This window comes from uncultured Novosphingobium sp. (genome assembly GCF_964277725.1).
GTDB classification, from domain to species: Bacteria; Pseudomonadota; Alphaproteobacteria; order Sphingomonadales; family Sphingomonadaceae; genus Novosphingobium; species Novosphingobium fluoreni.
Map to the genome: position 1 here is coordinate 1 of NZ_CAXYKL010000282.1, position 11,665 is coordinate 11,665.

The following is an 11,665-nucleotide window of genomic DNA, read 5'->3' on the forward strand; positions in this document are numbered from 1 at the left end:
CGATCGGCGACGTGATCCCCGGCCCGATGCTGGCTCACAAGGCCGAAGACGAAGGCATCGCCGTGGCGGAAAACATCGCGGGGATGACGGGAATCGTGAATCACGACCTGATCCCCGGCGTTGTCTACACCGCGCCAGAGTTTGCAGGCGTGGGCCTGACCGAAGAAGCCGCGAAAGAACGGGGCGCGATCAAGGTCGGCAAGTTCCCGATGCTCGGCAACTCACGCGCGAAGACCAACCACGAGCCGGACGGCTTCGTAAAGATCATCGCCGATGCCGAGACGGACCGTGTGCTGGGCGTGTGGTGCATCGCCTCCGTTGCTGGCACGATGATCGCGCAAGCAACGCAGGCGATGGAATTCGGGGCGACGAGCGAAGATATCGCCTACACTTGCCATGCGCACCCGACCCATTCGGAAGCGATCAAGGAAGCGGCGATGGCAGTCACCGGAAAGCCGATCCACGTCTGATCGGTAGTCCGCACCATCACGGTCGCGGCGGAACGCTGGTTCCGGCCGCGACCGACGCCTAGCGTATCAAATATCGAAGCAATCGTTCTGCGCGCCGAACGCCATGCCGGCGAAGTTGCGCGCGTAAGGATAGGGATTGTTCGCCACGTGGGCGCGGGCGCAGTGAATGTCCAGGAAGGCGCGCTGCACGACGTTGCCGCGATAGATCGCCTTGCCGCCACTGAACTGCATCAACTGATCTACCGCGGTTACGCAGCGGCTCACCATCGAGGTGGTCGACAATCCCAGCATGGCCCGGCGCTCGACCGAGAAGTCGCCCTGCTCGGCCCGTTCGGATAGCTCGCGCAGATCGCGATGCAACCGCATTTCCAAGTCGTCCAACGTCATCGCGACGTCCGCCACGGCTTCCTGGATGGCGCTGTCGTTTGCCAGCTTTGCGCCGGTGTAGGTCGCCCGCTTGGTCTTCATGCCCTCCACGAAGACCTCCAAGGCCCGCTTCAACGCGCCCAGCGATGTGGTGGAGACGGTGCGATTGAACAATTGCGCGAAAGGGATGCGATAGAGGCTGCCGGTATTCTGGGCGTGGCCGGGGCAGTCGACCTCGAACATGTCCATCTCGCGAATGATGCGGTAATCGGGGACGAAGGCATCCTTCACCACAATATCATTGCTGCCCGTGGCGCACAGTCCCATCGTGTCCCAGGTATCGATAATCTCATAGTCGCGGCGCGGCACCAGAAAGTTGCACGGATCGGGCGCGCTGCCGTCTTCGGAGCGAATGTGCACGCCCAGGATCACCCAGTCGCAGTGAGCCGAACCGCTTGAGAACGCCCACCGCCCGCTGAGGCGATAGCCGCCTTCTTCACGTACGACCTTGCCGCAAGGCATATAGGACGAGCTGATGCGCACATCGCCATCTTCCGCCCAGACGTCTTCCGCCGCGCGGGGGTCGAACAAGGCCAGTTGCCAGTTGTGCACGGCAACTACGCCGTAGACCCAGGCGCTGCTCATGCAGCCTTCGGCCAGCGTGCGCGCGACTTCGCAGTAAACCTCGGGCGCCATCTCATAGCCGCCGTACTGCGCCGGCTGGAGGATGCGAAAGAACCCGGCCTCGGTGAAGGCGCGGATCGTATCCTCGGGAACCTGACGCTGCCCGACCGCTGCCGATTCGCGCTCGCGCAGCATCGGCACCATGGCCCGGGCCCGCGCGATGAGTTCGTCCGCTGTGGGGGTATCGGTATCAGAATACGCCTTGATAGCTTCAGCTTGCATATCGCGATCCTCTTCCTCTCAAGGATGCCTGAACCCTAGCGTGACAAACCAACGCCAAATCCCGGTCATTGTTGTCTATCGTAAACCAAAATCCTCGCTCTTCCAATCAGGAAAACGACCGTTGCCCGCGGGGACAGGCTCGATCGTGGCGTAAACCGCGGTTTTCCCGCACGATAACTACACAAATCGGGCCCAAAAAGATTTTTGTTGCGTTATCGGAACAATTAGCTGACAAGATAGGTGATCGTTCGGAATATGAGCCACCCCTAGAGAGGTAGCCCCGGTTGATCGCAGGATGGAATAAGACGCATCAATGCGCATGCCAGCGGGGAGTACATATGAAAGCTATTCAGTCGACGCGGGCCAGCCTTCTGGCCATTGCCATCGCCGGAACAGCCTGGACCGGCGCGAGCCCGGTCATGGCTCAATCGACCGATGCCGCCACTCCCACGCCAGTGGCCGAGGCACCTGAGGCGAGCAGCGGCGCCCTTGCCGATATCGTCGTCACCGCGAACAAGCGTGGTGAGAACCTGCAGAAGGTTCCGATCTCGATCAGCGCCTATTCCGGCGAACAGATCGCCAAGCTGGGTATCCGTGACACCACGCAGATCACGCAGCAGATCCCGGCCCTGCATTTCAACGCATGGTCGCCCAACCTGACGATCTTCAGCTTGCGTGGCGTTTCCCAGAACAACTTCACCGATAATCTCGAAGCGCCCGTCGCGGTCTACCAGGACAACGCCTACGTCGCATCGATGAATGCGCTGTCGGGTCAGCTGTTCGACATCAAGCGCGTGGAAGTGCTGCGCGGACCGCAGGGCACGCTGTTCGGGCGCAACGCTACGGGCGGCCTGATCCATTACCTCAGCAACGATGCCAGCTCCGAGGATTGGAACGGCTACGTGCAGGGCGACTACGGCCGATACAATTCCTGGTCGGTGGAAGGCGCGGCGGGCGGTGCCCTCGCCCCGGGTCTGCGCATCCATGCGGCCGGCCGCATCGAAAAGGCGGACGGCTACATCAAGTCGCGCGACACCGTGCTGGCGGATGGCACCGTGCTCAAGGGCAGCGGCCAGGACCTGGGCGGCCGCAACGGCTGGTCCGCGCGCGTCAACCTGCAGTACGACCTCTCGCCCGATGCGACGGTCAGCGTGTGGTACAAGCACGCCGAAGACAACCACGTCGCCACTGGCGGCTACGTGTTTGAAAACTGCGATTTCGAAGCCAACGGCTTTTGCCACACAAATGCGGCTGGCCTGAGCGATGGCACAGGCGGTGTCGTCAACGGCATCACCGGCGCCAAGGCCTCGCCTTGGGAGCATTATGGCGAACGGCGCGGCAATCTGGATCGCGTGACGAACAGCTATCAGGGCGATCTCAACTGGAAGCTGTCCGATACGGTCTCGCTGACGGCGATCACCAACTACCTGACGCTGAACAAGACCTACAGCGAGGATGGTGACGCCACGCCGCTGCTGACGGTGAACCTCGACACGGGCATCCGCTTCCGCCAATTCTCGCAGGAAGCTCGCCTGGCTGGCGATCTGCCGGGTCTCAAGTGGCAGGTGGGTGCGTACTACCTCGACATGAAGTACGATGGCTATCACTCGGTGCGCGGCGCGCCTGTGATCAACCTGGCGCTGGCGGCCAATGGTGCGTTCGACTCGCCGACCGTGGCGCAGCTCTACAAGATCAATTCAAAGAACTGGTCGATCTTTGCGCAAGGCGATATCACGCTGACCGATCAGCTGAGCCTGACCGTGGGCGGTCGTTACTCAGTTGATCACAAGTCGATCGACTACGCCGCCGTCCTGTCCGATCCCACGATCAATCCGAATTCCGTGGTTCTGTTCACCGACAAGACCCTTGCGCAGACCATCCCGGGCGTGAACCGCGATGTCTATAAGGATTGGGCGGCGCGGGTTTCGCTGAATTACCAGGTCGATCCCACCACGCTGCTGTTCGCTTCCTGGAACCGCGGCATCAAGGGCGGCAACTGGTCGCTCTCGTCGACCATCAACCCGGCTGACTTCAAGCACCGGCCGGAAACGCTCAACAGCCTGGAGGCCGGCTTCAAGACCGCCTTCATGAACCGCACGCTGCGCCTGAACGGCACGCTGTTCCATTATATCTACAGCGATTATCAGGCCTTCTCGCTGGCGGGCGGCGTGCCGCACATCTACAACAGCGATGCGCTTTCAACCGGTGCCGAGCTGGAAGGCTTCTGGTCGCCATCGCCCCGCTTCGACGCGGTGCTGGGCGCTACCTGGCAGACCTCCAAGGTCAAGAGCGTTCCCGCCACCGGCACGCAGGCCGCCCCGGAGTTCTTCCCCGGCGCGCCAAACTCGCAATACTGCACCAACCAGGGCGGCTTCTTCATTTGCGATTTCCCGCAAAGGACGATCGACAACGCCAAGTTCCCCAACGCGCCCAAGTTCAGCTTCAACTACATGCTGCGCTACAACCACGACGTTGGCGGCGGCAATGTGGCGATCCAGATGGACGGCGTGTGGTACGACAAGCAGTTCCTGGAAGTGACCAACGGCCCCTCTTCGCTGCAAAAGGCCTACAATGTCACCAACGGCTCGCTCAGCTACACGCATGAGCGGACCGGGATCGTGCTGACCGGCTGGGTGAAGAACGTCTTCAACAAGCAGTTCCGCGCTTACGCTTTGAACCTGGGCATTCTGGGCACCACGTCGATCTATGCCCCGCCGATCACTTACGGTGCGACCCTGCGTGTGCCGTTCGGGAAATAAATCGCTTTTGTAACCAGCTCACCCAAACTGAAAAACCGGCCGCAGGTCTGAGACTGCGGTCGGTTTCTTTTTGTCTTTAAAGCTCTGCGTCGAGACAGGCTTGACCCAATCAGCCCTTCTTGAGGTGACGGCGGCCCAGCAGTTCGGCGATCTGCACCGCGTTCAACGCCGCGCCCTTGCGCAGGTTGTCCGAGACGCACCACAGCACCAGGCCGTTGTCGACCGTCGGGTCTTCGCGCACGCGGCTGACGTAAGTCGCACCATCGCCCACGCACTCGACCGGGGTGACGTATCCACCGTCTTCGCGCTTGTCGACGAGCATGATGCCGGGCGCCTCACGCAGGATATCCTGCGCCGCTTCGGCGGACAGCTCATTCTCGAACTCGATGTTGATCGCTTCGGAGTGGCCGACGAACACCGGCACGCGGACGCAAGTGGCGACCACCTTGATCTTTGGATCAAGGATCTTCTTGGTCTCGACCACCATCTTCCACTCTTCCTTGGTGAAGCCGTCATCCAGGAAGCTGTCGATGTGCGGGATCACGTTGAAGGCGATCTGCTTGGTGAACTTGTGGCTCTCCACCGCATCGCCGACGAAGATCGCGCGGCTCTGGGTGAACAGTTCGTCCATGCCCGCCTTGCCGGCGCCGGACGTCGACTGATAGGTGGAGACGACCACGCGCTTGATCGTGGCGGCATCGTGCAGCGGCTTCAAGGCCACGACCATCTGCGCGGTCGAGCAGTTGGGATTGGCGATGATGTTGCGCGCGGTGTAGCCGTCGATCGCATCGGGGTTCACCTCGGGCACGACGAGCGGCACGTCCGGGTCCATGCGATAGAGCGACGAATTGTCGATCACCACGCAACCGGCAGCGGCAGCCTTGGGGGCGTAGATCTTGGTCGGCTCGGAACCTGCCGCGAACAGCGCGATGTCCCATCCGGCGAAATCAAAATGCTCGATATTCTTGACCTTGAGCATTTTACCAGTGTCGCCGTACTCGATCTCTGTCCCGACCGAACGCGACGAAGCCACCGCCGCGATCTCGTCGCAGGGAAACTCACGCTCGGCGAGGATGTTGAGCATCTCGCGGCCGACGTTGCCCGTCGCACCGACGACGGCTACCCGGTACCCCATCTCTTGGTCCTTTTTCGTAAAGCCACGCGATCACGCCGCGTGCGCGGGCGCGTTAGCGGCGGGGGGCGGCGATGGCAAGGGAAGTGCCCTGCCCCATCCGCGTAAAGCCATTCGTGAGCGAGGTCGAAACACGCGATATCGCGATGAAGTGTTTCAACCTCGCTTGGCACGAGCGTTCTAATTAGCGAGATCAGGCCGTGATCAATGCGCCGTCGCGCTGGGCGCAGGCGTGTGCGGCGGAGCAGCGGCCAGCTCATCGGCCTCCGTCCACTCGATCGGCTCGACCTTCTCGACCAGCGCGTGCGCTAGAACCTCGTCCACGTGACTGACCGGAATGATCTCCAGTCCTTCCTTCACGTTGGCGGGGATTTCGGCCAGGTCCTTGCGGTTCTCCTCCGGGATCAGCACCAAGGTGATGCCGCCGCGCAAGGCCGCCAGCAGCTTTTCCTTCAAGCCACCGATCGGCAGAACCCGCCCCCGCAAAGTGACCTCGCCGGTCATGGCAACGTCCTTGCGCACCGGAATACCGGTCAGGGTCGAGATGATCGAAGTGACCATGCCGATGCCTGCGCTTGGGCCGTCCTTGGGCACCGCGCCTTCCGGCAAGTGGACGTGAATGTCCCGGCGGTTGATCAGCGACGGCTTGACGCCATAGGCCGGCGAGCGCGCTTTCACGAAGCTGAAGGCGGCCTGGATCGACTCGCTCATCACCTCGCCCAGCTTGCCCGTGGCCTTGATCTGACCTTTGCCAGGCACGGTCACGGCCTCGATCGTCAGCAGCTCGCCGCCCACTTCGGTCCAGGCGAGCCCGGTGACGGCACCCACCTGATGCTCTTCCTCACCCACGCCGTGGCGGAATTTGCGCACGCCTGCAAAGTCGTGAAGGTTTTCAGGCGTGACCGTGATCGCGCTCGCCTTGCCTTCCAGGATCTGGCGCAGCGACTTTCGCGCGAGGCGTGCGATCTCGCGCTCCAGCGTGCGGACACCGGCCTCGCGGGTGTAGTAGCGGATCAGATCGCGCAGCGCGGCCTGCTCCAGCACGAACTCGCCGTCCTTCAGGCCATGCGCCTCGATCTGCTTGGCCACCAAATGACGCTCCGCGATCTCGACCTTCTCGTCCTCGGTATACCCTTCGAGGCGGATGATCTCCATGCGATCGAGCAGCGCCTGCGGCAAGTTCAGCGAGTTCGCGGTGCACACGAACATCACGTCGGACAGGTCGTAATCCAGCTCCAGGTAGTGATCCTGGAACTTGGCGTTCTGCTCAGGGTCAAGCACTTCGAGCAGTGCCGAAGCGGGATCGCCGCGGAAATCTTGGCCGAGCTTGTCGATCTCGTCGAGTAGGACCAGCGGGTTGGACCGGCCGGCCTTCTTGAGGTTGGTGATGATCTTGCCCGGCAGCGAGCCGATGTAGGTGCGACGGTGGCCGCGGATTTCGGCCTCATCCCGCACGCCGCCCAGCGACTGGCGGATGAACTCGCGGCCGGTAGCCTTGGCGATCGACTTGCCCAGCGAGGTCTTGCCGACGCCCGGCGGGCCCACGAGGCACAGGATCGGCCCCTTCAAGCGATTGGTACGCGCCTGTACCGCCAGATACTCGATGATGCGGTCCTTGACCTTGTCGAGCGCGTAGTGATCCTCGTCCAGCACGGCCTGCGCTTCGGAAATGTCGCGCTTGACCTTGCTCTTCTTGCCCCAGGGCAAACCGAGAAGCACATCGAGATAATTACGGATCACCGTGGCCTCGGCGCTCATGGGCTGCATGCCCTTGAGCTTCTTCAGCTCGGTGGTCGCCTTCTCCTTGGCCTCCTTGGAAAGCTTGGTTTTCTCGATCTTTTCGGCCAACTCGGCAATCTCGTTGCCGTCCTCACCATCACTGCCGCCCAGCTCGGACTGAATCGCCTTGAGCTGTTCGTTGAGGTAGTACTCGCGCTGGGTCTTCTCCATCTGGCGCTTCACGCGGCCACGGATCTTGCGCTCCACCTGCAGCACGCCAAGCTCGCCCTCCATGAAGGCGTAGACCATCTCAAGACGCTTCAAGGGATCGGCCTCGGCCAGGACCGCCTGCTTGTCGGACACCTTGGCGGAGAGCTGCGCCGCCACCGTATCGGACAGCTTGGCGGCATCATCGATGTCCGCCAGGTTCTCGCCGGCGTCGGTCGACAACTTCTTGTTCAGCTTGGCATATTCGCCGAATTGCTCGACCACCTGGCGCATCATCGCCGCCACTTCCGTGCCCGACGCGCCGACCGGTTCGATAGCCTCAACCTGCGCGACCAGCATCTCGCCCTCGGCGGTGGTTTCGGTGCGCAGGCTTTCGATGCGCGCGCGCTCCTTGCCTTCGACCAGGACGCGCACGGTGCCGTCCGGCAGCTTCAGCAATTGCAGCACGTTGGCGATCACGCCGGTATCGTACAGATCGTCGCTATCCGGATCGTCACAGCCGGGGTCCAGCTGGGCCAGCAGGAAAATGTCCTTGCCGCCGGCCATCGCCGATTCCAGCGCCGCCACGGACTTCTCGCGCCCGACGAACAACGGCACGACCATGCCGGGGAAAACCACGATGTCACGAAGCGGAAGGAGGGGTAGTAGGTTCACGAGTGTATCCATCACATGCGGCGACAAGCGCCCATCCGGGTCAGCCCGGTTCTTGGCAAATATGGGTGCCTGTGCCGCACCGCGCAATGGCACTTTCGTTACAGGCTGTGGAAGGCCGCCGATCGTCTAAACGGGCGATCACCCCGATCCGGTTCGGGGTGATCCCAGGCTCAGAACGGCATCTTGAAGCCCGGCGGCAGGCCCATGCCCTGCTGCGCCTTTGCCATTTCCTCGCCCGCCACGCTGTCCGCCTTCACGCGCGCATCGTTGTAGGCGGCGGCGATCAGGTCTTCCAGGATCGGCTTTTCGCTTGGCTGCATCAGGCTGTCATCGATCGCGACCCCGATGACGCGGCCCTTTGCGGAGCAGCGGATCTTGACCAGCCCACCGCCGGAAAGCCCCTCGACCTCCATACCGTCAAGCTTGCCCTGCGTTTCGGTCATCTGCTTCTGGATGGTTTCGGCAGCAGCCTGCGCGGCCTTGATCATCTCTTCCATCGACTTCATCGTCAGCGTCTCCAATTGCGGTTGCCGCCGCCGCTTGCGGACTGGCGGTCGTCTTCGATCAATTCTGCATCCGGGAAAGCGGCCAATGTGGCGGCCACCAGCGGCGCTGTGCGCTTGGCATCGGCGGCGGCGCGCTTTTGCGCCTCGTCCACTTCCACCAAGGTAGGCGCGCCCTGGCCCGGCACCTTTTCCACATGCCAGGCGTCCCCGGTCGTCTTGTTGAGCGCATTGCGAAGAAGCGCCGCGATATCCTCGCCGAACCCTGGTGGCTGCGTATAGCGCAGCACGCCGGGCGCCAGTTCGACTACGCGTACCTGCATCCGCAGGGTGCTGGCCATGCCCAGCCCCGTCACCTGCTCGACCTGTTCGACAAGATCGGCCCAGACCATCGCCGGGCGCTGCGCGACGGGGGCGGGCGCTCCCGACCCTTCGATCGATACAGTCGGGGCGGGTCTCGCCGCGATCTCTTCCAGCTTGCGCGCCAGCATGCCGGGATCGGGCATGTCCGCCGCATGCATCACCCGCAGCAGCGCCATTTGCGCGGCGACGAGGGGATCGGGCGCGGATTTGACCTCTTCGTAGCCTTTAAGCAGCAGCTGCCACAACCGATGCAACTGTCCGGCGCTGAGGCGCTTGGCCCAACCCTCGATCGCCTCACGCTCCTCGGCCGAGGGCGCGTCGGCCGCACCGGCGCTGACTTGCGCCACCGTGATGCGGTGAACCAGCGTCATCACGCCGCGCATCAGCGCGATGGGCTCAACCCCAAGGGCGAATTGCTGCGCGACGCGGTCGAGCAGCCCGGCTCCGTCGGCGTTCAACACGCTGTCCAGCAATCCTCGCTGAGCGCTCTTGTCGGCCAGGCCCAGCATGTCGCGCACGCGCGCGGCCTGGACCAGACCCTGCCCGGTTTCGGCACCGTCAAGATCGGCATGAGCGATCGCCTGGTCGAGGATCGACAGACCGTCACGTACCGAACCCTCGGCTGCAGCGGCGATCATCGCCAGCGCCTCATCCTCCGCCTGGACGCCTTCGCTTTGGCAGACATGCGCGAAATGTTCAGCCAGCATCGGCGACGGGATGCGCCGCAAGTCGAACCGCTGGCAGCGCGACAGGACGGTGACCGGCAGCTTGTCGACCTCCGTTGTCGCGAAAAGAAATTTCACATGCGCGGGCGGTTCCTCAAGTGTCTTCAGCAAGGCATTGAAAGCGTTGCGAGACAGCATGTGGACTTCGTCGATGATGTAGATCTTGTAGCGCGCCGAAACGGCGGCATAGCGAACCGCCTCGATGATCTCGCGCACGTCATCCACGCCAGTATGGCTCGCCGCGTCCATTTCGATCACGTCGATATGGCGGCCTTCGGCGATCGCGGTGCAGGGCTCGCACTGGCCGCACGGGTCGATCGTCGGACCGCCCTTCCCGTCCGGGCCGATGCAGTTGAGCGCTTTCGCGATCAGCCGGGCGGTGGACGTCTTGCCCACGCCGCGCACGCCCGTCATCAAAAAGGCATGAGCGAGCCGATCGCGCTTGATCGCGTTGGCCAGGGTGCGGACCATCGCCTCCTGCCCGATCAATTGGGCGAAAGTCTGCGGCCGATACTTCCGCGCCAGCACGCGATAAGGCTGGGCTGCTGCGGACTTGGCAGCGGACGACACTGGCGGTGCTGGAGCGGCGGTTGCTACGGGCTCGGTAATACCGGACGGTGCCGGTGATGGCGCTGGATCGCCGAACATCGACGATTGCCCCGCCTTCTCCAATTCGGCTGCCGAAGGAGCGTTGTCCTCCTCGTCCGGCTGCCACGGAGGGGTATCGCCAAACATATCGCGGGAATCATCGCTCATGGTGCTGAGATTAGGGTGTGGCGGCGCGAAAGTCGAATGGTCGCTCCACCACTTTGACCGACAGATCGCCGATCACACATTCCCAATGCGCTCACAGAGAAGGCGCCAAGCGACCGTTAAAGCTGAGCGGAAAAGGAGCCGGGTGACCCGCCGCAATCCGTTGTGGCTGCTTCCTTCCGGACCTGACCAAGTTGGCGAACGCAAACGTCCACCCGACTCCCGGCGGCGCATATGGCGGGGGTAGGCGACGATTGCAAGCGCCGCGATGGGACTTTGAGCCAGGACTTCAGGAATAGTATCGCGCGAAAAGAAAAGTGCGCGCAATCAGCGAAAGTTGTCCGCGTAGGCCTGGATCTTCAATCGCCGTGGCGGCGCGGTATGAACCACGGCCTCGATCCCGTAGCGCTCAGCATAGGCCATGGCCTCTTCCTTCGTCGGAAACTTCAAGGTGACTTGCTGCTGCGTGTCGCCTGAACCGGCCCAGCCCATCAGCGGATCGGGCTTTTTCGCCTCGGCCGCGGCGAACTCCAGGACCCATTGGTCGATAAGGGCCTTGCCGGACTGCATGGCGTTCTTCGGGCGCTGATAGATGCTTGCACTCATGGCGTCTGCTTTGCCTATAAATGGCGGCGTAAATCAAGTCCGCTTGGTGGCTTCGAATGCATTACGTGTCTTGAGGCTGGGATCTTCGGTCCAGGGCGCGTCCGGCCAGCGATGGCGGGGATAACGCCCTTTCATGTCTCGCTGCACGTCGCGCCACGACCCGCGCCAGAAGCCCGGCAGATCGCGCGTGGTTTGGATGGGCCGGCCTGCCGGGGACGTCAGCTTGAGCAACAAGGGCTGCGCGGGCTGGCCGAAGCCCGGGTGGCGATCGAGCCCGAACAGCGCCTGCACCCGCACTTCCACAGACGGCCCCGCCTCATCCTCATAATCGATGGCGTGTCGCGTCCCCGCCGGGCTGGCAAACTCGGCCGGGGCGAGGCGATCCAGTGCTTGCTGCTCGTCCCAACTGAGGCGGTTGCGCAAGGCGTCATGCAGCGCGGCTGGTTCGATGGCGTCGAGCTTTCGGCTCAGCAACGGAGCC

8 protein-coding genes, 1 other RNA gene and 1 pseudogene are annotated in these 11,665 nt (G+C 62.9%); 2 read left to right on the top strand and 8 right to left on the bottom strand.

The window, feature by feature from the left end; genetic code table 11:
• Positions 1–470, top strand: a pseudogene (locus ACHWRX_RS15570) (dihydrolipoyl dehydrogenase); the annotation flags it as partial.
• A gap of 66 nt (positions 471–536) precedes the next feature.
• On the opposite strand, the gene ACHWRX_RS15575 reads toward ACHWRX_RS15570, so the two are convergent.
• A complete protein-coding gene (locus ACHWRX_RS15575) occupies positions 537–1,742 on the bottom strand; it encodes an acyl-CoA dehydrogenase family protein (RefSeq protein WP_394659867.1) in 1,206 nt (401 codons plus the stop codon).
• A 338-nt stretch (positions 1,743–2,080) separates the two neighbouring features.
• Here ACHWRX_RS15575 and ACHWRX_RS15580 point away from each other — a divergent pair, with 338 nt between their 5' ends.
• Positions 2,081–4,501 carry a TonB-dependent receptor gene (locus ACHWRX_RS15580; RefSeq protein ID WP_394659868.1) on the top strand — a complete coding sequence of 807 codons (2,421 nt, stop codon included), beginning with the start codon at positions 2,081–2,083 and terminating at the stop codon, positions 4,499–4,501.
• 109 nt (positions 4,502–4,610) lie between these two features.
• Here ACHWRX_RS15580 and ACHWRX_RS15585 read toward each other — a convergent pair whose 3' ends face one another.
• The 7 genes from ACHWRX_RS15585 to ACHWRX_RS15615 form a co-directional block, all read right to left on the bottom strand.
• A complete protein-coding gene (locus tag ACHWRX_RS15585; RefSeq protein WP_058735486.1) occupies positions 4,611–5,636 on the bottom strand; it encodes an aspartate-semialdehyde dehydrogenase in 1,026 nt (341 codons plus the stop codon).
• A 201-nt stretch (positions 5,637–5,837) separates the two neighbouring features.
• On the bottom strand, positions 5,838–8,246 hold the full coding sequence (gene lon / locus ACHWRX_RS15590; protein ID WP_394659872.1) for an endopeptidase La: 2,409 nt from the start codon (positions 8,244–8,246) through the stop codon (positions 5,838–5,840).
• 158 nt (positions 8,247–8,404) lie between these two features.
• The gene (locus ACHWRX_RS15595) at positions 8,405–8,740 is read right to left on the bottom strand and encodes a YbaB/EbfC family nucleoid-associated protein (protein ID WP_058735487.1); all 336 of its coding nucleotides are present in this window, start codon (positions 8,738–8,740) and stop codon (positions 8,405–8,407) included.
• A 2-nt stretch (positions 8,741–8,742) separates the two neighbouring features.
• Positions 8,743–10,581: a DNA polymerase III subunit gamma/tau gene (locus ACHWRX_RS15600; protein ID WP_394659869.1), complete on the bottom strand. Its 1,839-nt coding sequence runs from the start codon at positions 10,579–10,581 to the stop codon at positions 8,743–8,745.
• Between the two features lie 128 nt (positions 10,582–10,709).
• Positions 10,710–10,804, bottom strand: an RNA gene (gene ffs, locus ACHWRX_RS15605) — signal recognition particle sRNA small type.
• A gap of 101 nt (positions 10,805–10,905) precedes the next feature.
• Positions 10,906–11,184: an ETC complex I subunit gene (locus ACHWRX_RS15610; RefSeq protein WP_394659870.1), complete on the bottom strand. Its 279-nt coding sequence runs from the start codon at positions 11,182–11,184 to the stop codon at positions 10,906–10,908.
• 33 nt (positions 11,185–11,217) lie between these two features.
• A partial coding sequence (locus ACHWRX_RS15615; RefSeq protein ID WP_394659871.1) for an ATP-dependent helicase C-terminal domain-containing protein occupies positions 11,218–11,665 on the bottom strand: 448 nt, incomplete at its 5' end.

Bases quoted from the DNA above. Each gene is read 5' to 3' on its own strand.
- lon (WP_394659872.1), bottom strand. From the start codon at position 8,246: ATGGATACACTCGTGAACCTACTACCCCTCCTTCCGCTTCGTGACATC.
- ACHWRX_RS15585 (WP_058735486.1), bottom strand. From the start codon at position 5,636: ATGGGGTACCGGGTAGCCGTCGTCGGTGCGACGGGCAACGTCGGCCGC.
- ACHWRX_RS15575 (WP_394659867.1), bottom strand. From the start codon at position 1,742: ATGCAAGCTGAAGCTATCAAGGCGTATTCTGATACCGATACCCCCACA.
- ACHWRX_RS15580 (WP_394659868.1), top strand. From the start codon at position 2,081: ATGAAAGCTATTCAGTCGACGCGGGCCAGCCTTCTGGCCATTGCCATC.
- ACHWRX_RS15595 (WP_058735487.1), bottom strand. From the start codon at position 8,740: ATGAAGTCGATGGAAGAGATGATCAAGGCCGCGCAGGCTGCTGCCGAA.
- ACHWRX_RS15610 (WP_394659870.1), bottom strand. From the start codon at position 11,184: ATGAGTGCAAGCATCTATCAGCGCCCGAAGAACGCCATGCAGTCCGGC.
- ACHWRX_RS15600 (WP_394659869.1), bottom strand. From the start codon at position 10,581: ATGAGCGATGATTCCCGCGATATGTTTGGCGATACCCCTCCGTGGCAG.